At 63.4% G+C, this 24140-nt stretch carries 21 protein-coding genes; 17 read left to right on the top strand and 4 right to left on the bottom strand.

Annotated features, from left to right (window positions below):
* Positions 1 to 3: 3 nt before the first annotated feature.
* From IWX88_RS09610 to recN, 5 genes are read left to right on the top strand one after another with little or no spacing between them, the layout of a single operon-like run.
* Positions 4 to 1011 (top strand): HAD-IIA family hydrolase, encoded by a 1008-nt coding sequence (locus IWX88_RS09610; RefSeq protein ID WP_370568289.1) that lies wholly within the window; start codon positions 4 to 6, stop codon positions 1009 to 1011.
* Positions 1012 to 1026: 15 nt separating this feature from the next.
* Positions 1027 to 1299, top strand: coding sequence for a hypothetical protein (locus tag IWX88_RS09605; RefSeq protein WP_196830177.1), 273 nt, complete (start codon positions 1027 to 1029; stop codon positions 1297 to 1299).
* Positions 1292 to 2101, top strand: coding sequence for a TlyA family RNA methyltransferase (locus tag IWX88_RS09600; RefSeq protein WP_196829738.1), 810 nt, complete (start codon positions 1292 to 1294; stop codon positions 2099 to 2101). Before IWX88_RS09605 ends, IWX88_RS09600 begins: the two co-directional genes overlap by 8 nt.
* A 26-nt stretch (positions 2102 to 2127) precedes the next feature.
* Positions 2128 to 3036: an NAD kinase gene (locus IWX88_RS09595; RefSeq protein WP_196830123.1), complete on the top strand. Its 909-nt coding sequence runs from the start codon at positions 2128 to 2130 to the stop codon at positions 3034 to 3036.
* Positions 3033 to 4739, top strand: coding sequence for a DNA repair protein RecN (recN, locus tag IWX88_RS09590; protein WP_196829736.1), 1707 nt, complete (start codon positions 3033 to 3035; stop codon positions 4737 to 4739). Before IWX88_RS09595 ends, recN begins: the two co-directional genes overlap by 4 nt.
* Here recN and IWX88_RS09585 read toward each other — a convergent pair.
* Positions 4736 to 5491 carry an MBL fold metallo-hydrolase gene (locus IWX88_RS09585; protein WP_196829734.1) on the bottom strand — a complete coding sequence of 252 codons (756 nt, stop codon included), beginning with the start codon at positions 5489 to 5491 and terminating at the stop codon, positions 4736 to 4738. The two genes, recN and IWX88_RS09585, sit on opposite strands and share 4 nt — an antisense overlap.
* A gap of 22 nt (positions 5492 to 5513) precedes the next feature.
* On the opposite strand from IWX88_RS09585, the gene IWX88_RS09580 reads away from it, so the two are divergent.
* Positions 5514 to 7478: a thioredoxin domain-containing protein gene (locus IWX88_RS09580; RefSeq protein WP_196829732.1), complete on the top strand. Its 1965-nt coding sequence runs from the start codon at positions 5514 to 5516 to the stop codon at positions 7476 to 7478.
* Here IWX88_RS09580 and IWX88_RS09575 read toward each other — a convergent pair.
* On the bottom strand, positions 7397 to 8086 hold the full coding sequence (locus IWX88_RS09575) for a hypothetical protein (protein WP_196829730.1): 690 nt from the start codon (positions 8084 to 8086) through the stop codon (positions 7397 to 7399). The two genes, IWX88_RS09580 and IWX88_RS09575, sit on opposite strands and share 82 nt — an antisense overlap.
* A gap of 331 nt (positions 8087 to 8417) precedes the next feature.
* Here IWX88_RS09575 and IWX88_RS09570 point away from each other — a divergent pair, with 331 nt between their 5' ends.
* From IWX88_RS09570 to IWX88_RS09560, 3 genes are all read left to right on the top strand, one after another.
* Entirely contained in the window at positions 8418 to 9674 is a 1257-nt protein-coding gene (locus tag IWX88_RS09570) for a maltose ABC transporter substrate-binding protein (RefSeq protein WP_196829728.1), read from the top strand.
* 108 nt (positions 9675 to 9782) lie between these two features.
* Positions 9783 to 11429 carry an ABC transporter permease subunit gene (locus tag IWX88_RS09565; RefSeq protein ID WP_196829726.1) on the top strand — a complete coding sequence of 549 codons (1647 nt, stop codon included), beginning with the start codon at positions 9783 to 9785 and terminating at the stop codon, positions 11427 to 11429.
* Between the two features lies 1 nt (position 11430).
* The gene (locus IWX88_RS09560) at positions 11431 to 12354 is read left to right on the top strand and encodes a sugar ABC transporter permease (protein WP_196829724.1); all 924 of its coding nucleotides are present in this window, start codon (positions 11431 to 11433) and stop codon (positions 12352 to 12354) included.
* 20 nt (positions 12355 to 12374) lie between these two features.
* Here the strand turns inward: IWX88_RS09560 and IWX88_RS09555 are convergent, their stop codons facing one another.
* Entirely contained in the window at positions 12375 to 13391 is a 1017-nt protein-coding gene (locus IWX88_RS09555) for a LacI family DNA-binding transcriptional regulator (protein WP_196829722.1), read from the bottom strand.
* A gap of 246 nt (positions 13392 to 13637) precedes the next feature.
* Between IWX88_RS09555 and IWX88_RS13910 the strand changes: the two genes are divergently transcribed.
* Together IWX88_RS13910 and IWX88_RS14260 are read left to right on the top strand one after the other, a co-directional pair.
* Positions 13638 to 13970 (top strand): ATP-binding cassette domain-containing protein, encoded by a 333-nt coding sequence (locus IWX88_RS13910; RefSeq protein WP_231369134.1) that lies wholly within the window; start codon positions 13638 to 13640, stop codon positions 13968 to 13970.
* Positions 13903 to 14295: a hypothetical protein gene (locus IWX88_RS14260; protein WP_370568288.1), complete on the top strand. Its 393-nt coding sequence runs from the start codon at positions 13903 to 13905 to the stop codon at positions 14293 to 14295. The genes IWX88_RS13910 and IWX88_RS14260 overlap by 68 nt, the downstream gene beginning before the upstream one ends.
* On the opposite strand, the gene IWX88_RS09545 is transcribed toward IWX88_RS14260, so the two are convergent.
* Positions 14203 to 15867 (bottom strand): dolichyl-phosphate-mannose--protein mannosyltransferase, encoded by a 1665-nt coding sequence (locus IWX88_RS09545; RefSeq protein ID WP_370568287.1) that lies wholly within the window; start codon positions 15865 to 15867, stop codon positions 14203 to 14205. The genes IWX88_RS14260 and IWX88_RS09545 overlap by 93 nt on opposite strands.
* 40 nt (positions 15868 to 15907) lie before the next feature.
* Here IWX88_RS09545 and rsmI point away from each other — a divergent pair, with 40 nt between their 5' ends.
* The 6 genes from rsmI to metG all read left to right on the top strand — a co-directional run bounded on the left by rsmI (position 15908) and on the right by metG (position 24121).
* The gene (rsmI, locus tag IWX88_RS09540; RefSeq protein ID WP_196829718.1) at positions 15908 to 16717 is read left to right on the top strand and encodes a 16S rRNA (cytidine(1402)-2'-O)-methyltransferase; all 810 of its coding nucleotides are present in this window, start codon (positions 15908 to 15910) and stop codon (positions 16715 to 16717) included.
* A 32-nt stretch (positions 16718 to 16749) separates the two neighbouring features.
* On the top strand, positions 16750 to 18150 hold the full coding sequence (locus tag IWX88_RS14255) for an alpha/beta hydrolase-fold protein (protein WP_196829716.1): 1401 nt from the start codon (positions 16750 to 16752) through the stop codon (positions 18148 to 18150).
* A gap of 79 nt (positions 18151 to 18229) precedes the next feature.
* Positions 18230 to 19315: an S-(hydroxymethyl)mycothiol dehydrogenase gene (locus IWX88_RS09530; protein ID WP_196829714.1), complete on the top strand. Its 1086-nt coding sequence runs from the start codon at positions 18230 to 18232 to the stop codon at positions 19313 to 19315.
* On the top strand, positions 19315 to 19977 hold the full coding sequence (locus IWX88_RS09525; RefSeq protein WP_196829712.1) for an MBL fold metallo-hydrolase: 663 nt from the start codon (positions 19315 to 19317) through the stop codon (positions 19975 to 19977). Before IWX88_RS09530 ends, IWX88_RS09525 begins: the two co-directional genes overlap by 1 nt.
* Before the next feature lie 481 nt (positions 19978 to 20458).
* On the top strand, positions 20459 to 22387 hold the full coding sequence (locus IWX88_RS09520; protein WP_370568286.1) for a protease pro-enzyme activation domain-containing protein: 1929 nt from the start codon (positions 20459 to 20461) through the stop codon (positions 22385 to 22387).
* A 138-nt stretch (positions 22388 to 22525) separates the two neighbouring features.
* Positions 22526 to 24121, top strand: coding sequence for a methionine--tRNA ligase (metG, locus tag IWX88_RS09515; protein WP_196829710.1), 1596 nt, complete (start codon positions 22526 to 22528; stop codon positions 24119 to 24121).
* Positions 24122 to 24140 lie beyond the last annotated feature (19 nt).

The following is a 24140-nucleotide window of genomic DNA, read 5'->3' as shown; positions in this document are numbered from 1 at the left end:
CCAGTGAGCGAGCGGACGCCGCTCGATGGTGTCGACCTTGTGCTCGCTGATCTCGACGGGGTCGTCTACACCGGTGACGCAGCGATCGAACATGCGGTGATGAGCCTCACCGCTGCGGGGCAAACCCGGCGTATCGGGTACCTGACGAATAATGCATCCCGCACCGCGGCATCCGTTGCAGAACACCTGACGAGCCTGGGGTTGGCGACGGCTGAAGACGATGTGGTCACCTCCCCGCAGGCCGCCATTCGCTTGCTTGCCGATCTGATTCCTGCCGGAGCAACGGTGCTTGTGGTGGGGGGCGAAGGACTCACGACGGTGGTCGAAGGCGCAGGCTTCGTGGTGACTCGGTCTGCTCTGGATCAGCCCGCTGCCGTGATCCAGGGATTCGCCCCCGATGTGGGCTGGAACGATCTGGCCGAGGCCTCATTCGCTCTCAACGACGACCCGGCACGACCGTGGGTGGCCACGAACACGGACTGGACGATCCCGGTAGCGCGAGGTATCGCTCCCGGCAATGGCACGCTCGTCGGAGCGGTGCATAACGCGGTCGGGCGCCTACCTGTCGTTGCCGGCAAGCCGGAGGTTGCCATCTTCGAGGAGGCCGTTCGCCGGTTTGGTGGAGACACGCCACTGTTTATCGGTGACCGACTTGACACCGACATCCTCGGTGCGAATCGCGCCGGTATGCAGTCGGTGCTCGTGCTCACCGGTATCGACGGACGCAAGCAGGTGCTCGCCGCCAATGCCATGTCGCGACCCACCTTTATTCTGGGCGACCTCCGCGAATTAGCTGAACCGTATCCCTCCGCCGTACACACTGTCGACGCCAACAGCGGGGATACCGTGGTCACCGTTGGCAACGCATCGGTGCGTCTGGCCAAGACGGTCGTGACCGTTGATCGTGCCGGCGACCGGCCGATTGATCTGCTGCGCGCCGCAACATCCCTGATCTGGGGCTGCGGCTTACCCATCTACGGTCTCGACGTCGCACCCGAGCTGTACTCGTGAGAGTAGCGTTGGCCTATGCCTCCTGAGTCGTTCGACGGGCCATCGGCCGCTGCTACCACCGCGAACTCCACCGAATCCGCCACCGCACCTGCTGCCGGTGCGACATTCGTCGCGGCTGATGATCTGAGCGCCCTGCTGCCCCGGTTGCGGGTGATCGAGGACCAGCCGCTCGAGGCACGAGCTTCAGCATTCGTGCAGATTCACGATCGGTTGCAGGCAACCCTCGATGGATCGGTTCGGGAGGGGAATCGAAACGGTGGCGGCGAACCGTCGCGCACGCATGACTGACGCGCGTCTGGACGCCGCCCTTGCGGAGCGCGGCATCGCGCGTTCCCGCACCCACGCCGCGCGATTGATCACGGATGGATCGGTCACCGTCGATGGCCGCAGCGTGATCAAACCGTCCATGCGAGTCGGACCTGACCAGGTGCTCGCGCTCACCGCGATCGACCACTATGTGAGTCGTGCCGCTCACAAACTTCTCGCCGCCCTCGATGCTTTCCAGGTTCCGGTGACCGGCCGCAGCGCCCTGGATATCGGCGCGTCCACCGGTGGATTCACCCAGGTGCTGCTCGAACGCGGTGCGGCCTCGGTCGTCGCCCTCGACGTCGGACACGGCCAACTCGATCCGTTCATCGGTAACAATCCTCTCGTCACCGTGATCGAGGGATTTAACGCCCGTGCACTCACCGTGCCGGCGTTGGATGCCGCTGCCGGGCACGCGGTGCGGGTAAGCGTCGTCGTCGCCGATCTCTCCTTTATATCCCTGACCACTGTTCTGCCCGCCCTCGTGGCCACCGTCGGGATCGCGGTGGACTTCATCCTGCTGATCAAGCCCCAATTCGAGGTCGGACGTACCGGCGTGAAGGAGGGCATCGTGCATGACCCAGGCCTGCGGGCCGATGCGATCAGCGATGTTCTCTGGGCTGCCTGGGATCTCGGTCTACCGACGGCGGGCCTCATTTCCTCACCAATCCTCGGTGCCGCCGGGAACCACGAGTATCTGGTCTGGTTCAGCACGCTCTCGGGCAGCAATCCGACAGAATGGAGAGAGCGGGTTAACACTCTCTCCCGACTCTCGGCAACCTGAAAGGAGAATCGGTGTCCAAACGCCTGATGCTCGTGGTCGCCCACACCGGGCGACAAGACTCCCTCGACGCGGCTGTGACGGTCTGCCGGCAGCTTCTCGCCGCCGGGGTGACGCCCGTGATGAAAGCGGATGAGCACGACGACGTGCTTGTCCATGCGCCAGAGCTCAGTGCGATCGCGGTGCTCGGCGACGGTGTGACGGTTGCGGATGTCGAACTGGCCATTGTTCTGGGCGGGGATGGCACCATCCTGCGTTCGGCGGAAATCACCCGCGGCTGTACTGCCCCTCTGCTTGGCGTGAACCTTGGACACGTCGGCTTTCTCGCCGAGAGCGAGCGTGACAATCTCACCGATACCGTACGTCGCGCTCTTGCCCGCGACTACGAGGTCGAGGAGAGAATGACTCTTGCCGTGCGAGTGAAGGTCGATGCCGAGGTGATCTACGAGACCTGGGCGCTCAACGAGGCGACCGTCGAAAAAGCCAGCCGAGAGAGGATGCTCGAAGTGGTGATCGAGGTGGATGGACGCCCACTCTCGTCCTTCGGCTGCGATGGAGTGGTGATGTCGACACCCACCGGGTCGACAGCGTATTCGTTCTCAGCCGGCGGACCGGTCGTCTGGCCGGAGCTTGAAGCAATGCTGCTTGTGCCCCTGAGCCCGCACGCGCTCTTCGCCCGCCCGCTCGTCGTTGGTCGGGACTCCGTGTTTGCCGTCGAGGTGCTTGCGCGCACACAGGGCACCGGAGTGCTCTGGTGTGACGGCCGCCGCACCCACGCCCTCCCACCGGGGGCGCGGGTAATCGTGCGCCGTTCACCGGTGCCTGTACGCCTTGCGCGTTTGCACCGCGGCCCGTTTACTGACCGGTTGGTCAACAAATTCAACCTGCCGACGAGCGGATGGCGGGGTCCAGCCGACGGCGAAGGCGGCAGCGCGTGATCGAAGAGATCTTCATTCGCGATCTCGGCGTCATCGGTGAAGCGAGACTTCCGCTCGGGCCGGGATTCACGGCCATCACCGGGGAAACCGGAGCTGGCAAGACCATGGTGGTCACCGCGCTCGGCCTGCTTCTCGGGGAGCGGTCGGACAGTTCCGTGCTTCGCCGGGGGAGTGGAGCTGCCGTGGTGGAGGGACGTTGGCTCGTCGCCTCGGATGGCGCGGTTGCGGAGCGTGTGCGGGATGCCGGCGGCGACCTGGACGATGGCGAGCTCATTCTCGCGCGGTCAGTGTCGCAAGAGGGACGCAGTCGTGCGACTGTCGGAGGACGCACGGCGCCGGTCAGCGTGCTCGCGGAGCTCGGGGAGCAACTGGTGGTCGTGCACGGACAGTCCGACCAGGTTCGCCTGCGATCGGCGACAGCCCAGCGTGAGGCGCTCGACCGCTTCGCCGGGGCAGCCCTATCGAGCGTGCTCGATGACTATCAGACAACCTACCGACGTTGGCAGGCAAACCAGGGTGAGCTCGACGTGATCGTGGCCGAGCAAGAGGCTCGGCAGAGCGAAGCTGTCGAGTTGCGCCAGGCGATGGCGGAGATCGAATCCGTGTCGCCGCAGACCGGCGAGGATGCGGAGCTGGCCGAGCGAGCAGACCGGTTGACCAATCTCGAGGATTTGCGGCTCGCGGCCTCCGAGGCTCATGAGCTGGTGTCATCCGATGATCTGATAGAGCCGCGGGATGCTCTCGGGCTATTGGATTCCGCCCGCCGCCAACTCGAACGCGTCGCGAGCCACGATTCGACTCTCGCCCCGATTGTCGAGGCTCTGGCCAGTGCGAGTTATCTCGTCGCCGATGTGTCGGCGCAGCTCTCGAGCTACCTCGGTGGTCTTGATTCCGACAGCGCGCGGGAGCTGGAGGCCGTGCAGGATCGGCGGTCGGAGCTCGGGGAGATCAGTCGCAAGTTTGGGCCGACCCTCGACGAGGCGATTCGCTACCTCGACAGTGGAAGCACGAGGCTGCTCGAGCTCGACCAAGACTCCGATCGGATCGACAGCCTGCGCGCCGAAGTCGATACCGATCGTGCGAGGGTTATCGAGCTCGCCGACGAGCTCGGCCGGGTGCGCCGCGACTTCGCTGCTCAACTCGGCGAGAGGGTGAGCGAGGAGCTTGTGGCCCTCGCGATGCCGAACGCACGGTTGACGGTCGAGGTCACCGATCGGCAGGACTACGGCCTGAGCGGACGGGATGCCGTGGCGATCCAGCTCGCCCCGCATCCCGGCGCAGAGCCCCGCCCGCTCGGTCGCGGGGCATCCGGCGGCGAACTTTCACGGGTGATGCTGGCGATCGAGGTAGTTATCGCCGGGAATGACCCGGTGCCCACTTTCATTTTCGACGAGGTGGATGCCGGTGTTGGCGGGGCATCGGCGATCGAGATTGGCCGTCGGCTCGCCCGGCTCGCGCGCACCGCACAGGTGATCGTGGTGACCCATCTCGCCCAGGTGGCAGCGTTTTCCACCAATCACCTTCGCGTGGTGAAAGACAGCGCCGGCGCGGTGACCGCCTCGAGCGTGCAACAGCTGCAGGGCGAAGAACGGATCGAGGAGATGGCCCGGCTGCTCTCGGGCCTGAGCGGGTCGGAGAGCGGGCTGCAACACGCCCGTGAACTCATCGAAACCGCGCGGGCACTCGACAGCGAATCGCGCTAGCTGCCCAGGTCGACGCGAACGCCACGAGGAGTGCTGACGAGGACGCCGGTGCTATCGAAGGCCGCCTCCAGTTGCGCGCGTGTGTGGCTGAAGTGCGCCCAGTCCTCGGTGTGGAGGCCGACCACGAGCCGCGCGCCGAGTGCCACGGCCGCGGTCGCAGCATCGGTCGAATTCAGGGTGAGGTCGGCATCGATTGCCTCGATCCGGGCCGCCCCGGCGAAGAGAAGGGCGATGTCGACGGGGGCGAAGCGGCCGGCGATCTGCCGCACCAGAGGAAGAGACGCATTGTCGCCACTCACGTAGATCGTCGGTTCATCGGCGGCTTCGAGCATGAACCCGATGACGGGACCGACGTGGGGTTCCGAGCCGGGTGGACCGTGCAGCGCGGGCATCGCGGTGATGGTGACCGCTCCCAAGTCGTAGCTCTCCCAGTTGTCGAGTCCGATGACGCTTCCTCCGAAGAGGTCATTGGCGGCCTGCCGGGTGCTCAGCGTCGGCACACCCTGCGCGATGAGTTCGAGACCCTCCCAGTCGACGTTGTCCTTGTGGCCGTGGTGCGACAGCAGTACCAGGTCGACCGGCCCGAGATCCTGCCGGGCGATGGCCGGTCCGGCGGTCTTCACCAGAGTGGTTTCGGCAGCACTTTCGTAGACCTGGGGGCCGTCGAAGGTGGGATCGGTGACGATCCGCAGACCCGCGTATTCGAGCAGGGCGGTGGGGCCGCCGATAAAAGTGATGGCTGTCGTTGACACACAGCGAGCCTACGCTGGAGGCATGGCTGATCGACTAACGGATGCTGTGAGCCCCTACTTGCGCTCGCACGCGTCGAATCCCGTTGACTGGTTCGAATGGGGTGATGAGGCCTTCGCCGAGGCGCGTCGACGCGATGTGCCGGTTCTGGTCTCGATCGGCTATTCGACCTGTCACTGGTGTCATGTGATGTCTCGGGAAAGCTTCAGCGATCCCGTGATCGCCGCTCGCCTCGGTGCGGATTTCGTGGCGATCAAAGTAGACCGGGAGGAGCATCCCGATGTTGACGCCAGCTATCTCGCCGCCGCGGGAGCCTTCACCGGCAACCTGGGGTGGCCGCTGAATGTCTTCGTCACTCCGGAGGGGAAGGCATTTTACGCAGGCACCTACTGGCCGCCGGTCGCAGTGGGGGAGCTGCCGTCGTTCGCGCAGGTGCTCGACGCGGTTGCGGATGCCTGGACCACTCGCCGCCCGCAGGTCGAGACGAGTGCGGCCGCGGTCGCCGACGCGCTGCGACAGTCGGCCGATCGACTGGCCGTAGCTCCAGCCGAGAAAGCCACGGGGGAGAGGCCTGTCGGGGACCTACTCGCCGCCGCGGTCGAAGAACTACTCGCTTACGAGGATGCCGGATTCGGCGGATTCGGCGGTGCCCCGAAATTCCCGGTCGCTCCGGTGCTGCTCTTTCTGCTCGAATACGCGGCCGCGAGTGATGTGTCGTCGAGAGACTCGTCGGACCTGCGCTCGTCTGCCTTGGGGCTTGCCTCACGCTGCCTTGCGGCGGTCTCGGGGCAGGGCGTCGCAGAGGGCCAGGGTGTGACAGAGAGCCAGCCCATCGCTGCGCTGCGAGACCGCGTGGAGGGCGGGTTCTTTCGCTATGCGACGAAACGGGACTGGCATGATCCGCACTTCGAGCGAATGCTGTACGACAATGCCCAGCTGCTCACCGCGTTCACCCGGCTCGCCCAGCTCGATGCCGAGGCGCGGAATAGTGCCATCGAAATCGCGGAGGGCATTGCCGGGTTCCTCATCGAGGTGATGCAGCAGCCGGATGGCGGTTTCGCCTCCGCACAAGACAGCGAAAGCACCGTCGATGGGGTGCGGTTGGAGGGCGCGTACTTTGCACTCAGTGCCGCCGAGCGCCAGCCGCAGACGCCTCCTGCGATCGATGCCAAAATCCTCACCGGGTGGAACGGCCTTGCCATCGGGGCTCTCGCGACCGCGGGATTCGCCCTCGACCGCGCACCGTGGATCACGGCCGCCCGGCGCGCGGCTGACGCGGTGATCGGCAGCCATCTGCGCAGCGACGGAACGCTCGTGCGGGCATCCATCGGCGGCCGGATGTCGACGGCGTGTGCCACCCTCGAGGACTACGGCATGCTCGCGACCGGCCTGCTGGAGCTCGCGGCAGCCAGCGGTGACGCCCAGTATGCCGCGGTCGCCCGATCGCTGGTGGATCAGACCCGTGATGCGGCCGGAGCCGGTATTTTCGGTGTACCGGGAGGGGCGGATCCGGTGCTCGTCGCCCACGGGAGCGCCATCGAGCACGACCCATCTGAGGGGGCGTACCCCTCGGGGTTGAGTGCCATGGCGCGGGCCTGCGTTTCGCTCCATCTGCTCACGGGGGATGTGCGCTACAGGGAGGCTGCAGACGGGGTGATCCGGCGACTGTTGCCTCTCGCCGCGCCGCGACCGATATCATTCGGGGCGACACTCGCGGTGGCATCCGCTGCCTCCCGGCCGGTCGAGCAACTGGTTGTGGTGAGTGACGACCCCCATTCCCAGCTGGCCACCATTGCCAGGACCTCGTACCGCAGCGGACTGGTCGTCGCCGTTGTGACCCGCGCCCAGGCCGCGGCTTTCGCCGAGGGAGGGTTCGAGCTGTTTGTTGGCCGAGATCGCGAAGCAGCCTACTTCTGCCGGGATTTCGTCTGCCGACTGCCCATCGACGAGCCACGCGCTCTGGCTGAGGTCATCGGTTGGTCGGTCTGAACCGCGGCGCCGTTGACCGGCGCAACGAGGATGGCGCGGGCCGATCCCGATTGTTCGACAACGAAGTACAGCCACACCCCGCCGAGTGCGAGACAGAGTTGGCCGATTACCCCGACTGGAAAAAAGATGTGGGCCCGAAGAAAGAGCACCGCCCCCACAAGCAGGAGCAGCGACGGTGCAATAGCAGCAGCGCGCGATCGCACGATCGCCGTGGCGCACGCGATGGCGGATGCCGCGATGAAGGCAATACTCCCCACCTCGCCGATGCGGCCGCCGAGGGAGAAGACCGTGCCGGTGGCCATCCCCATGCCGTCGACTCTCAGCGCGCCCGCCCCGATTCCTGCCAGCACATCGAGCGCGGTGTAGAACGCGGCGTAGAAAAAGGCGAGAACGCCGACGACCCAGGCGAACACGGCGCCCGCACCGCGCGCCACCAGCCACGGCGCGAGGGCCAGCAGGGGGAAACCCGGCAGGATCGCGATGTGCAGGTCTCGCCAGTATTGAGCTGACGACGCGGAGAGCTGCGTCGGGTGTGTGACGCCGACCGCGGCAAGAATCAGCGGGGGGAGGGCAATGGCCAGATAGGCGAGAGCGGGGCGCGCTGACATGTCGTCATGCTACGTGAGCGGGCTGTACGGCTCTCGCTTTGCGAGAGCGCTGCGCCTGTCGGCCGTGGAGAAAGGCACGTCGCAGCATGCCTGAACTTTATGCAAGCGTTTTCAAGCCGGGGGTAGACCGATGATAACTTTTGGGGGTCGCCATCGTTCTTTTTGCTGGTTCAGGCTCCTGAAGGTAGCGGACATAACAGGGTTCTTGCCTTTCCCTCACCACCTTGCTATAACTGGAAGCGCTTGCAATAATTCGGGAGATTGTCCCCTTCCCTCGCCTCTGCTTTGGGGTGGGCGCAATTCCCATCACATCGAACAGGAAGGCCCACCAATGAAGGTGACCCCCAAGGCCCGAATAGCCGCAGCGGCGCTCCTTATTACCGCGCTCAGCTCTGCCGCACTCACCGGATGCTCGGCCTCGTCAAGCACGACGAGCGGCACCTCGACGGGATCCTCGACGCTCACGCTGTGGACTGATGCTCTTCGCGCACCGGCCCTCAAAGCGGTTGCCACACAGTTCAAAAAGGACACCGGCGTGACAGTGAAGTTTGTCATTAAGGACTTTGCGACTGTCGACCAGGACTTCATCAGCCAGGTGCCCACCGGCAAAGGCCCTGACATCATCGTGAGCCCACATGACAAGCTCGGCGCATACGTGCAGAACGGCGTCGTCGCACCAATCCAGCTCGGAGATTCTGCGAGCAAATACGCGAAGGTCGCCATCCAGGCTGTCACCTATGACGGGAACGTCTACGGCCTCCCGTACTCGATCGAAAATATTGCGATGGTACGTAACACCGCGCTGGCACCGACCGCGGCAAAGACCTTTGACGACCTGATCAGCACCGGCAAGGCGTCTGTTGCCGCGGGGAGCGCGAAGTACCCGTTCCTGCTTGGTCTTGATCCGAAGCAGGGCGACCCCTATCACCTATACCCGCTGCAGACCTCCTTCGGTTCGTCGGTGTTCGCGCAGAACTCCGATGGCTCTTACGACGCATCAAATCTGACTCTTGGTGACCCCGCTGGAGTGAAGTTTGCCGCGGCGCTAAAGACCTGGGGCGCGGAAGGAATCCTCAACCCGAATATCACCGCTGAAATCGCCGCGACGTCGTTCGAGAACGGCGAAGCTCCCTACCTCCTGACCGGCCCATGGAATATCGGAGCGATCAAGAAGGCCGGCATCAAGTACGCTATCGACCCGTTGCCTAGCGCCGGAGGAGAGCCTGCACAACCGTTCCTCGGCATCAACGCGTTCTTCGTCAGTGCCAAGAGCAAGAACAAGGTTGCCGCGACCAAGTTCCTGGTGAACTACCTCGGCACCGATGCAGTGCAGGAAAAGCTCTACGAGGTGGGCGACCGCGCTCCGGCGCTGACCAGCGCGTTCAGGAAGATCTCGGCATCCAACCCGGACGTCCAGGCGTTCGGCAAGGTCGGCCTCAACGGCGTTCCGATGCCATCGATCCCGCAGATGGGGTCCGTTTGGGCGGACTGGGGATCTGCCGAGCTCGCGCTTATCAAGGGCCAGGGTGATCCCGCCACAGTGTGGAAGACCGCAGTGGCCAACGTGAAGGCGAAGATCGCCGGTTAGGCACACTCCACGGCAGGCCGGGATGCTCTTGCGAGCGTTCCGGCCTCCGGCACAGCTTTTCATCCCCGTCTGAACTGCACCGTCCCACAACCGAGGTATCCGAAAACCATGGCGAAAACAGCTTCAGTGCCGAAGCCTCCCACCCCCGACAAACCACGGCAAAGCGGTCGAGCATCCACCGCCGCATCCCGCCGCACTGCCGCCGGATTCGTCGGGGGCAACCGGGGGACCCTCGGCCTCGTGATCAAGATTATTCTCCTCGGATTGTTCGACGCCTTCGCAGTCTGGCTTGTCTTCGCCATGTCAGCGCTGCAGATGTGGATTCCGCTCGCCGTCACGGTGGTCATCGCCGGGCTGATCAACTGGATCTATCTCGGCAAGGGCAAACGACTGCCGGGTAAGTACCTCACGCCCGGCGTGGTCTTCCTCGTGATCTTCCAGATCTTCGTCATCTTCTTCAGCGGCTACATCGCCTTCACTAACTACAGCGACGGCCACAACAGCACTAAGGCGGATGCCATTTCCGCCATCCAGGGCGCCGCACAGAAGCGCGTACCCGATTCGCCCACCTACGCGGTCAACATCCTGCGCAAAGACGGCCAGTTTTACTTCATCGCCACCGATCCAAAGGGTGTCGTTTCGATCGGATCGGACACCCAGCCTCTGACGGAGGCGAGGAATCCAACCCGTGACGACACAGGAGCCGGCACCGGGCTGGCCGGCTACGAGACGCTCACCCTTTCCCAGGTTCTTTCCGACCAGGAGAAGATCACCGCAATATCCGTGCCTGTCTCGTCCGACCCGGGCGGCGGTTCACTTCGCACGGATGACGCGAGCAGCGCCTACCTGTACAAGTCGGACCTCGCTTACGACCAGAAGACGGACACCTTCACCGACGGCTCGGGAGCGGTATACCTCGATGACGGGAAGGGCGAGTTCGTGACATCCGGCGGGCAGCAGCTCACCCCGGGGTGGAAGATCGAGGTCGGGTTTAAGAACTTCACCGAGGCCTTCACCAACACTCAGCTGAGCGGCCCACTGCTGCGGGTGACCATCTGGACCTCCGTGTTTTCTATCATGTCGGTGCTGCTCACCTTCGCGCTCGGGCTGTTCCTCGCCATGGTGTTGAACCATCCGACGCTGCGCGGCAAGAAGTTGTATCGCGTGCTGGTGATCCTTCCCTATGCCTTCCCGGTTTATCTTTCCGGACTGGTCTGGGCCGGCCTGCTGAACCCCGAGTTCGGCTTCGTGAACCAAGTGCTGTTCGGTGGGGCGCAGATCCCGTGGCTCACGGCTCCGCTGCTCGCGCAGTTCAGCGTGATTCTCGTGAACGTCTGGCTTGGCTACCCCTACATGTTCCTGGTCTGCACCGGCGCACTCCAGTCGCTGCCGGAAGAACTTAACGAGGCGGCGCGGGTGGACGGAGCGGGGCCCTGGCGGGCCTTCCGCTCGATCAAGCTTCCGCTGCTCCTGGTCTCGATCGCGCCATTGCTTATCGCTTCGTTCGCGTTTAACTTCAACAACTTCAACGTGATTTACATGCTCACGCGGGGGTGGCCGCGATTTTCCGACACCACGTTCGACATCGGTTCGACTGACCTGCTCATCACGATGGTCTACAAAGTGGCATTCGGTCAGGGTGGTGCGCGGGACTACGGCCTTGCGAGCGCGCTATCCATCCTGATCTTCCTGCTCGTCGGGGCCATCTCCATCATCGCATTCCGCCGCACCAAGGCACTGGAGGACATCAACTGACATGACGATCAAAACAGAGCAGCCCGTTGCCGCAAAACCCGAGCGGGTGTACGTGCACACGAAGCGGCCGTTCACCTTTTCTCGCTGGGCCCGTGACACCGGTTGGCGGCATCTCATCGCGCTTTTCGCCGTTGTGTTCGCCGTGTTCCCGCTGCTCTATGTGCTCTCGGCATCCCTCAACCCAGCCGGAACTCTCGCCGGCTCGAACCAGCTGTTCGGCACCATCGACTTCTCCAACTACATCACTCTGTTCACCAATCCCGACCAGCCATATGCATACTGGTTCCTCAACAGCCTGGCAATCTCCTTCATCACGTCGGGCATGACGGTGTTCCTCGGCGCGATGGCTGCCTATGCCTTCTCGCGGATGCGGTTCCGCGGGCGTCGTGTCGGACTGCTCTCGCTCATTCTCATCCAGATGTTCCCGCAGTTCCTCGCGGTGGTCGCCCTGTTCCTGCTCCTGTCGTCGATCGGAACTGTGATTCCAGCGCTCGGCCTCGGCACTCAGCTCGGGCTGATCTTCGTCTATCTCGGTGGCGCCCTCGGGGTGAACACGTACCTGATGTACGGGTTCTTCAGCACCGTCCCGATCTCGATCGACGAGGCAGCGAAGATCGACGGCGCAAGTCACGCGCAAATCTTCTTCACGATCATCCTGCGTCTCGTCGCCCCGATACTCGCGGTCGTCGGGCTGCTGTCATTCATCGCTACGACGGGGGAATACGTACTCGCCAGCATCATGCTCACCGACCCGACCACGCAGACGCTCGCGGTTGGCCTTTACAGTTTTGTCTCGCAGGCCCTCTCCAACAACTGGAGCATCTTCGCTGCCGGCGCGGTGCTCGCCGCGGTTCCCGTGATGATCGTGTTCCTCCTGTTACAGAAATACATCGTCGGCGGGCTGATTTCCGGCTCGGTAAAGTAGGAATACGCGTAACTGGCGAGTCAGTCGCGCGGTCGCGCAGTACTCGACCGCACGATGAGCTCGAACGGCAACGTCACACGCAACGCCGGTTCCTCACGTCGTGACGGCTCGAGCTGGGCGATGAGAATCTCGGCAGCCAGTTCGCCCTGGCCCTTTGGGAACTGGGCGACAGTGGTGAGCTGGAAGAACTCCGCGAGTTCGTGATCGTCGATCCCAATGATCGAGAGGTCCTGCGGCACGGTGAGCCCGAGGTCACGCGCGGCAAGATGGGCTCCGATTGCCATCTCGTCGGATGCGGCGAAAATGGCGGTGGGACGATGGTGCGGATGACCCAGCGCCTGTTTAGCATGAGCGTAGCCACCGGCGACGGTGAAGTTCGAGGAGATCATCGATCGTGCGGGCACGGGGAGCCCCGCGGTGGTCATCGCCTGCGCGAAGCCAGTACGGCGGTGACTTCCGATATGGAAGTTGGTGTCTTCCTGGGATGAGCCGCCGATGTGAAGGATTGTGGTGTGACCGAGCATGATCAAGTGTTCAGTCGCGAGTCGAGCGATTGCCACCTCGTCGATTTCAAGAGATGGCACCCCGGCCAGCGGCCCTCCAACACCCACCAGCGGCTTGTTGAGAGCGAGAAGACCGGAGATTTCGACTTCGGTGAGTTCCAGGGCGACTGCGATCACGGCATCCACTCGCCGACGACGAAGGAAGTGTTCGAACACACTGCGGCGCTCATCACCACCTCCACTGAGGTTATACAGAGTGAGGTCGTAGCCATTGCGCAGAAGCGCGCGCTCGGCCCCCTCGACGACTGAGGAGAAGAACCACCGGTTAAGGTGGGGCACCACCACACCGACATTGCGTGTTCGACCGGAGGCGAGGCTTGACGCATTGGACGACACGACATAGCGCAGATCGTTGGCTGCAGACTCGACCCGCGCGCGCGCGCCAGCCGAAACCGCTCCGTTGCCGCTGAGCGCGCGGGAGACTGTTGCCGCGGAAACTCCCGCCCGGCGCGCGACCTCATTAATGCCGACCATGGACTTACGCTACTGGACATTGCGCGCGTCGGGGGCTCCGCCAACCAGGCCGCTTATAGTGCGGGCGGCTATATATTCCCCGGACCCATCGAAGAGACCGTCCTAGGTATCAGACCGATTATCCAGCGGTATCTCACTGGTTCGGGGCTCTTGACAGTCGGGGCTATTGACAGGCGGGCAATCGCCGGTTGATAGTTCATCACATGATGGAGTGCATACCCAGATGGTGATTTCCGCGGTCTAGGAATGTCTTATCCCGGCGCGGCGATCCGGATCGTGGATCTGCATGTCACCCGCGGGTCGCGCGAAGTGGTCAACTCGGTCACACTCTCGGTTCCCGCCGGTGCCCTGATCGGAATACTCGGACCAAGTGGATGCGGCAAGAGCACCCTCATGCGGGCGATAGTCGGTGTGCAGAAGGTCGCCTCTGGCACGATCACTGTGAGGAACTACCCTTCTGATCTCCAGCCACATCACGGACGAAGCGACCCGCTGCGACCGGTTCATACTCATGCGGCGCGGGGTGATCCTCGCCGACGAAACACCGGACGGACTCCTGGAAAAGACTGGCACCACTAGCGCAGAGGCAGCCTTCTTCGTGCTCCTGCTCGTGGTACCAAGTCTTCTCATCGGTCTGATGGCTCGGCTGTTTTCGAACACCCCGGTCTTCAACTGGGTCGGGCCGGCAATGCTCGCCCTGTTCCCGTTCATCATCATGTTCCTGATCACGAGCATTTCTACCCTGCGCGATCGTCGATCCGGAACCCTCGAAAAACTGCTCGCTCTCGCCGACGCCGTCAGCGCAGCGGGGTCACCGCCAGCCGGGCAGCCAGTAGTGCAGTCGAGCGAAGAGCTCCGGCACTTGCATGCCGGTCCAGACCGGATAGAAGAAGGCGCTGAGTAGCACGACGAAGAACAGGAACACCGCCACCAGAGCCATCCCGCGGGTTCGGCGGTAGGTGGAGTCATCCGGTCTGCCGAGGATCAACCCGATCACGAAGACGAGCCCGAGGATCAGATACGGCTCGAAAATGATCGCATAAAACTGGAAAATGGTGCGGTTGGAGTAGAGGAGCCACGGGAGGTAGCCAGCGACCATCCCCATGAGAATGAGCCCGACCCGCCACTCCCGATAGCGTACGAGCCGGTAAACGAGGTAGAACAGGGCTGCGGTCGCCGCCCACCACAGAATCGGGTTGGCGATGGACGTGACGTATTGCGCGCAACTCGCGTAGCTGCATCCACCCTGTCCCTCGGGTTGGCCGACGTAGTAGAAGGCCGTGGGGCGCAGCAGGAAGAGCCAGCCGAACGGGTTGGCCGAGTACGGATGCGCGCTATTTTCGTTGACGTTGAAGTCGTACACGCTGGACTGGTAGTGGAAAAAGCTCTGCACCGAGTGCGGCACCCAGGAGAAAACCCCGGTCGCAGCGTTGCCCGGTGTATCTGCAAAGTTGCGGAAATAGCCGCCTTTCGTGACAAACCACCCGGTCCAGCTGGCGAGATAAGTGGCAAGCGCGAGGGGGATGGTGAGCAGGAAGGTGATCGGCCCCTGTTTAACGATCGTGCCGGTGATGAAGAATGGGATGCCCGCTGCGCGCCTGGCCAAAGCATCCACGACCAGCGAGTAGACGGCAAAGGCTGCGAGAAAGTAGAGCCCGCTCCACTTGACGGCGCTGGCCGCTCCGAACAGGATGCCCGCGCTGAGCAGCCAGGGCCGCCACCAGATTGCCGGGCCCCAGTCGATGCCGCGGCCGGCGTCCGCTCGGCGTGCGAGCCAGAGCGACAGGCGTGTTGCGCTCTGTGAACGGTCGAGCAGAATCGCCCCGAAACCAAGGAGGGTGAAGATCATCACGAAATTGTCGAGCAGCGCAGTTCGTGACATAACGATTGCGTGTCCATCGATCGCGAATAGCCCGCCGGCGATGGTGGCGAGCAGTGTCGAGTGGAACAGCGCACGCGCGATAATCACCAGCAGGAATACGGCCAGGATGCCGACGATCGCCGTGCTGATCCGCCAGCCGACCGTGTCTTGGGCACCGAACACGCGCAGACCAAGGGCGATCATCCACTTGCCGAGAGGCGGATGCGCGACATACGATCCGCTCGTGGTGAAGGCGCTGACGTCGCCGGCGTTGAAAGCCCGGTCGGCGTTATCGGGCCAGGACCCCTCGTAGCCGAGGTTGAGAAGTGTCCAGGCATCCTTGACGTAGAAAGTTTCATCGAACACCAGCGAACGCGGGTCCCCCAGGCGCACGAGTCGGAGCACCGCGGCCAGCAGAGTGACAGCGATCGGCCCGCCCCAGTACCAAAATCGCTGCGCGCCGGGAATGGTGAGGAGTCGGCCCCACCAGGCGTCGAGCCGGGTGCCGCTCGGTTCGACGCGGTTCGCTGATGGCGCCGTGGCTGTCGGGGTGCCGGTTGCAACGCCAACAGCGGTGCCGACCTCGGCGTTACCGTCTGCATCGAGTCTGGTCACAGGTGCAATGGTAACGAGAGTTCGCTGCAATGATTGGCGGGTGATTATCCTCGCCGCGACACCGATCGGAAACCTCGGCGACGCATCCAGACGACTCGTGGAGGCGCTCGGTAATGCCGAAGTGATCGCCTCCGAGGACACCCGCGTCACCATTCACCTCATGCGAGCCCTCGGCATCGAGAACCGTCCGCGGCTGATTGCCCTGCACGAACACAACGAGGTGGAGAAGGCGGCGGAGATCGCCGAACTCGCTCGCGACACGGATGTACTCGTGCTTACCGATGCCGGAATGCCGGCGATCAGCGACCCGGGATTCGCCATCGTGACCGCCGCTGCGGCCGCCGGCGTTACCGTGACGGCGCTTCCCGGTCCGTCGGCGGTGATCACCGCCCTCGCGCTCTCCGGATTGCCCACCGACCGCTTCAGCTTTGAGGGCTTTTTGCCGCGCAAGGGTCGACTCACTTCGCTGCGCCAACTGGCACGGGAACCGCGAACCATGGTGTTCTTCGAGTCGCCGAATCGCCTGGCGGATGCTCTCGGCGATATCGTGACGGCTTTCGGGCCCGATCGCCGCGTTGCCGTCTGCCGCGAACTGACCAAGCTCTATGAGGAGGTGCGCCGGGGCACCGCAGCCGAGCTGGCCGAATGGGCGGCAACGGGGGTGAAGGGTGAGATCTGCATCGTTATCGAGGGTGGTGCCGTACAGGAGATCGACCTCGACTCCGGGATCGCCCAAGTGCAGGCACTGGTGGCGGGCGGGGCGAAGCTCAAGGACGCCTCATCCGAGGTGGCGGATGCCACGGGCCTCGGCAAACGGGATCTCTACGAGGGCGCGCTCAAGGCACGCTGAGTTTCATACGCTATCTTGCGATTGCCCGAATTGTGGGGCCGAGGGAAAGCCACCGCACCATCAATACGATACTTCTGCTAAACATCGTTGACGGGACCGTCGTCACGGTTCTCGTCGTTGCCAGCCTCGCCATGCTGGTCTACCTGGTGTCACGTCGAATGCCGCCTCGGCTTCCAGACGGCGACGTGCCACGCAACCAACCGTTGTTGCGTCGGTGGATCGGCGGCCTCGGCCTGTCGGCGCTGGGTGGCGCGATAGCAGCGATCGTGACAATCGTCATCTGTGAAGTGGTGCTCAACCTGTTTGGGACGCCGATTGAGCTCGACACGCACGTCTGGGTCACCGCGGCGTTTGCGGCCGCTGGCATCGCGGTTTTCAACATCTGGAAATCACGATGGTGGCGCAAGGTCATCGCCAGCGTCGCAGTAGTGCTCTTTCTCGTTACCGCTTCCCTCGGCATCAACGCGAGTTACGGTCTCAACACCACCGTGGCGTCCCTGCTCAACATCGAGACCGGGCATCCGCTCGCTTTACCGAGCCGAACTCCGCTTCCAACTCCGGATCCGATAGCGACCAGCACTACTCCGCCCGCGCCGCCCAAGCCCCTCTGGCAGAGCTGGGTTGCCCCGGCTGGCATGCCGGCCACCGGCAAGTTCGGAACGGTTGTGATTCCGAACACCGCGTCGGGCTTCGTGGCCAGACCCGCCTATTTATATTTGCCACCGGCCGCCCTGGTCACGAATCCTCCCGCTCTGCCCATCCTGATCATGATGATGGGGCAGCCGGGTGGCCCGGACTACAGCAGCAAGTTTTTGCCAACCCTCAATTCCATGGCTGCGGTCAACCGGGGACTTGGCGCGATCGTGCTCACAATCGACCAGATCGGAAGCCCAACGCAAAACCCGCTGTGCATCGACTCGGCACAGGGCAACGTGCACACCTACATAATGAACGACGTGCTCAACTACGTGCGCAATTCCCTCCATGTGGCTGTGGGACGCACGAACTGGGCGATTGGCGGGTACTCAAACGGTGGGGAGTGTGCGCTGTCGTTCGGGGCTCAATATCCAGGTACCTTCGGCTCGATTCTCGATGTCTCGGGAGAGATCGGTCCGTCTCTCGGTTCACCGGAGAACACCCTGAAATCCGGTTTCGGAGGTGATCAGAGCCGTTTCGACGCAGAACAGCCGCTCAACATCATGGCGCGCACCCGATACTCCGACATGCTGGCGATCTTCACCAGCGGAGCGAACGATCACTATTACGGCGCAGAGGCCGACCGGGCACAGGCTGCCGCGACAGCTGCGGGGATGACCACCCGTCGATTCATCGGACCGGGTGTCGGGCATCGCTCCGACGCGATCGTCTACGGGGTGCCGGTTGGACTCGCCGAACTATATCCGCGGTGGGAGCTGTCGGCGCCAGCGGGATAGCGTCGGTGTGAGGATTGCCGTTTCGGTCTGAGAAATCTGCTTGACTCGTAACCACTCGATTCAGAAAGTGTGGCGATCCATGATCCACAGTGTCAAGGGCGTCGTTGTCCGCGCACAGAATGCGCCCCTCACCCTCGAGACGATTCTCGTGCCCGATCCGGGACCGGGGGAAGCCCTCGTCGACATCCTCACCTGTGGCGTCTGCCACACCGATCTGCACTACCAGCAGGGCGGCATCAGCGACAGCTATCCATTCCTGCTCGGCCATGAAGCCACCGGAATCGTTGCCGCGATCGGCCCCGACGTCACCAACGTGGTGGTGGGGAATCGGGTCATCCTCAACTGGCGGGCCGTCTGCGGCGACTGCCGGGCTTGCCGTCGAGGTCAGGCGCAGTGCTGTTTCAACACCTTCAACGCCACCCAGAAAATGACGCTCGAAGACGGCACGGAGCTCTCGCCCGCGCTCGGCATTGGCGCCTTCGCCGAGAAGACCCTCGTCGCGGCGGGGCAGTGCACGAAGGTTGATGAGGATGTCGATCCGGCTGCGGTCGGCTTGCTCGGCTGTGGAATCATGGCCGGTATCGGCGCCGCCATCAACACCGGAAACATCGGCCGCGGAGACTCGGTGGCCGTGATCGGCTGCGGCGGGGTGGGTATCGCGGCGATTCAGGGGGCAAAACTTGCTGGTGCGACCACGATCATTGCCGTTGACATCGATCCCCGTAAAGTGGAACTGGCCCGCACCCTTGGCGCAACTCACGGGGTGAACTCTCGCGAGGACGATCCGATCGAGGCTATCCGTGCCCTCACAGGTGGTAATGGAGCGGATGTCGTGATCGACGCCGTTGGACGCCCCGAGACATTTACTCAGGCCTTTTACGCCCGCGACCTGGCCGGAACGGTAGTGCTTGTCGGCGTTCCAACCCCCGACATGGTGATCACGCTGCCGCTGCTCGATGTCTTCGGCCGCGGTGGAGCCCTCAAATCATCCTGGTATGGCGACTGTCTTCCATCCCGCGACTTCCCGATGCTGGTGAGTCACTACAAGCAGGGCAACCTCGATCTCGACGCGTTCGTGACCGAGCGCATCGGCCTCGGCGATGTGGAGCAGGCGTTCGAGAAAATGCACAGCGGCACGGTGTTGCGCTCGGTGGTGGTGCTCTGATGGGCGACACCGCGAGCGGCTCTGGCACCGGCCACTTCCGCATCGAAAACCTGATTACAGCGGGCACCTTCTCGCTCGACGGCGGCACCTGGGAGCTCGAGAACAACGTCTGGATTCTGGGCGACGACCGCGAGGTGATCGTGATCGACCCCGCCCACAACGCTGTGCAGGTCGCCGAGGCGGTAGCGGGCCGCGCAGTCGTTGCAGTGCTGCTCACTCACGGTCACAACGATCACATCAGCGCATCCCGAGAATTCGCGTCTCTGGTTGGTTCCCCGCGCATCTTTTTGAACCTTCTCGACCGGATGCTATGGGACGCTGTGTTCCCGAACGACGCTCCGGATGCTGAACTGAACGATGGCGACCGGTTCGAGGTCGCGGGAGTATCACTGCGAGCAATCCACACCCCGGGTCACACTCCGGGCTCCACCTGCCTCTACCTCGAGAGTGAACTCACCCTGTTTTCGGGTGACACCCTGTTCAACGGGGGCCCGGGAGCCACCGGTCGCACGTTTAGTGACTTCCCCACGATCATCGCCTCCATCACCGAGCGGCTGTTGCCGCTACCGGCAGAGGTGCGGGTACTGACCGGACACGGTGACTCGACCACGATCGGCGCCGAGGCACCCCATCTCGCGGAATGGGTTACGCGCGGCTACTGAGTGGGGCTACTCAGTGGTGGCTACTGAGTGGGGCTACTCAGCGGTGGCCGATCAGTGGTGGCTACTCAGTGGTGGCCGATCAGTGGTGGCTACTCAGTGGTGGCCGATCAGCGTCAATTAGTGAGCGCACCGGGGTCACACAGCAGTTCGCGCAGCGAGAGGATCTGCTGCCGCCGAGAATGTGGGCGACAGCTCTAATTTAGCGCGGTTGATCCTGCGGTATTTTGTGCGATTCGGCCAGATCCTGCGCTCGAAAATGATTGCAGACGCAGGATTTTTGCGTTGTGTGTAAATTCCACGTAAATCCCTTTAGTGCGGGTAGCCGAGCGGGGTTACTGTCGCATTTGTGCCTGTTTCTGGCGCGGTCATTCTTCATCGGGGAAGGTTTCACAACGTGAACAATTGCACGGGCAAACGGCAAGGTTCTCGCGGAATATTCGGTTCGCGCAAAAGTCTGGTTACTAGCAGGACACTGGGGTTCGTGGCAACAGCCACTACCGTAATCGCACTGTCTCTCTCCGGCGCGTCGGCTGCGTCGGCTGCCGGCCGTGAGTCCTTTCCCGACTCGGTACCCCGCTGGGCAACGGCCTCCAACGACGTCGGCGCCACCGCCACCGATACGACAGTCGAAGGGGAAATCTATCTCCCGCTTCGGGACCAAGCAGGAGCTGAGGCGTTCGCAACCGCAGCATCCACTCCGGGTGCCAGCGGATATCGCCAGTTTCTCCCGCCGAAGGCATGGATCCAGCGATTTTCACCGACGAAAGCGGACAGCGACGCTGTGGTTGCTTCACTCACCGCGCAGGGCCTCACCATCAGTGCGGTACCGGACAGTCACCAATATGTGGTGTTTCGAGGTACGGCCGCCCAGCTTGGATCACTCTTCGCCACTACCCTGCACGACTACAACTACTCGGGGCACGTACTCGCAGCTCCGTCAAGCGCTCCCTCTGTGCCCGCGCCTCTCGCGGGGAAGGTCTCGGGAGTCAACATCGACCAGTCGAAGCTTCTGACCCACATCGACTCCATCAAGCAGGGTGGGAAGTTGGGTGGTGCCGAAGTGCTCGGCCGCCAGGCTCCGACACCCTCGGCTATCGCTGCAAAGTGCTCTACCTATACCGGAGAGAACACCGTGACCGTCCCGGTTGCCTACGGTCAGACCACCTTCGGTACGTATAACTGCGGCTATGTCCCCTCACAGCTGCGCTCTGCCTACGGGGTCGACGCACTTGCCAAGTCGGGTGTGAATGGTGCGGGTCAAACTGTCGCGATCATCGACGCTTACGCCTCGCCGTCCATTCTGGACGACGTGAATACCTATTCGGCGGCACTCGGTGAGCCGAAGCTCACGTCCGCAAACTACTCGCAGATCGTGCCGGCCCCCGACAAGTTTGTCGACCAGGCGGCGTGCGGCTTTCCGAGCGGATGGCAGGGAGAGCAGACTCTCGACGTCGAAGCAGTGCACGGGATCGCGACCGGGGCGAAGATCCTCTATGTTGGCGGGTTCAACTGCGGTGGTGGGCTGGATGTCGCGCTCTCCACGATCCTCGACAACAAACTCGCGAACATCGTCACTAATAGCTACGGCAACCTCGGAGAAGCCATCCCCACTGATTCGCTGAAGGGGGCACAAAACCTGCACATCCAAGCCGCCGGCGAGGGTATCGGACTGTATTTTTCCAGTGGAGACAGTGGTGACGAGGTCGCAAACCTCGGCTATGCGTCGCCCGACTTCCCGGCATCCTCCCCGTATGTCACGTCAGTGGGTGGCACGAGCCTCGGCATCACCCAGGCCGGGCACATTGCCTACGAGACCGGATGGGGAACCGCGGGTGACAAGATTAATCCGACCGGAACCGCGTATCTCTCGCCGCTGCCCGGAGCATTCTTCGGGGGTGCAGGTGGTGGCACCAGTGCCGTCTTCCCCGCTCCGGAATACCAGCGCGGCGTCGTTTCGCCCTCGCTCTCCCACGGCTTCCGTGTCTCACCGGATATTGCGGCGCTCGCGGATCCATACACCGGATTCTCGGTCGGCATCCGCCCGATTATTGATGACACAACACTCGCGGTGGGGTCATTCCAGCGTGAAACCTACGGTGGCACCTCGCTCGCCTCGCCGCTCACCGCGGCGCAGATCGCGATCGTGCAGCAGGCGACCAATACCTCGATCGGGTTTGCCAACCCGACGCTGTATGGGATCGACCGGATCCTGCCATCAGCGTTCCGGGATGTGCTTCCGCAGCATCCCACCGGGGCACTGGTCTACACGAGTGCGACGAGTGGAAACAGCTACCTGATCAGCCTCGACCAGGACACGTCGCTCACGACCACGAAGGGGTACGACACCGTGACCGGCATGGGAGGCGTGACCTTCGGGTCGGTGTCACTGCTGGCGGCAGGGCGTCACTAGCCGCAGAGGAACAGGACTCCGGCCCCCGCGCGTCATGCCGGGGGCCGCAGCCCTGGGGCGTCACTAGCCGCAGAGGAACAGTCACGACGTCGCTTAACTCTGACCCGCCCGGCATCCGCTGCCAATTAGGATTATCCAATGCCCGCCGCTAAGCCCTCTGCCGACTCTTTCTACATCGCGACCCCCATCTTCTACGTGAACGATGTGCCGCACATCGGCCACGCGTACACCGAGGTCGCTGCCGACGTGCTGGCCCGCTGGCACCGTCAGGCCGGCGACGACAGCTGGCTACTCACCGGCACCGATGAGCACGGCCAGAAGATCCTGCGCACGGCGGTCGCCAATGACACCACACCGCAGGAGTGGGCCGACAGGTTGGTCACCGACGCCTGGCTGCCACTTCTGAAGACGATCAACATCGCCAATGACGACTTCATCCGCACCACCGACGAGCGGCACGAGAAGGCCGTCACGATCTTCCTGCAGAAGCTCTACGACGATGGTTACATCTACTCTGGCGAGTACGAGGGGTACTACTGCGTGGGCTGCGAGGAGTACAAGCAGCTCGATGACCTCATCCAGAGTGCGGATGGCGAGTTCGCCGAACAGCTGGTGTGCAAGATCCACGGGCGTCCGGTCGAGATCCTCAAGGAGAAGAACTACTTCTTCCGCATGAGCGATTTTCAGCAGAAACTGCTCGACCTGTATGAATCGCAGCCCGACTTCATCCAGCCGGACAGCGTGCGCAACGAGATCATCTCGTTCGTGAAACAGGGGCTCGACGACCTGTCCATCTCCCGCTCGAGCTTCGACTGGGGCATCCAGATCCCGTGGGACCACAGCCATGTGGTCTACGTCTGGTTCGACGCGCTGCTCAACTACATCTCCGCGATCGGCTATGGCACCGACACCGAGAACTTCGAACGGCGCTGGCCGGCCGTGCAGCTGGTCGGTAAAGACATCGCCCGCTTCCACGCGGTGATCTGGCCGGCGATGCTGATGGCTGCCGGGCTGCCGGTGCCGCGTCGAGTCTTCGGCCACGGCTGGCTTCTCGTCGGCGGCGAGAAGATGTCGAAGTCAAAGCTCACCGGCATCGCGCCGTCTGAGATCACGGATACCTTCGGTGTGGATGCCTTCCGCTATTACTTCATGCGCGCCATCAGCTTCGGGCAGGACGGCTCCTTCAGCTGGGAGGATCTCTCCGCGCGCTACCAGGCTGAGCTCGCCAACGGCTTTGGCAACCTGGCCTCGCGAGTGATCGCGATGGTCACGCGCTACCGCGGGGGCGTCATCCCGACCGACGTCGAACTCACCGGTCCCGATCAGGCCATCTTCGCGACCGGACTGCGCGTCACGGCGCTGGCGGATGCCGCGATCGAGCGTCTGGCCATCCATGAGGCCCTCGCCGCGATCTGGACTCTCGTCGACGAGCTGAACGGCTACATCACCATCCAGGAGCCGTGGACGCTGGCCAAGGACCCAGCCAACGCCGGGCGCCTCGATGCCGTGCTGTTCACGATTGTGCGCGGTCTCGGAACCCTCGCGGTGCTGCTCTCTCCGGTGATTCCGGATGCGACGGCCACGCTATGGACGGCCCTCGGCGGCACCGGAGCGGTTACCGACCAAGACGTGCGTGCCGCCCCCGAGTGGACGGGTGGGCCGGCGGTCGAGCCGCTCGCCAATTCGCTCTTCCCCCGCATCGAACAGCCGGACATCGCTGTCGCCTCCACCTAACCGCAGCCCGCTAGCACAG

The organism is Frigoribacterium sp. CG_9.8 (assembly GCF_015751965.1).
Lineage (GTDB): Bacteria > Actinomycetota > Actinomycetes > Actinomycetales > Microbacteriaceae > Lacisediminihabitans.
Note: the sequence above shows the minus strand (reverse complement) of the source record. Positions and strands in the feature narration are given on the sequence as shown.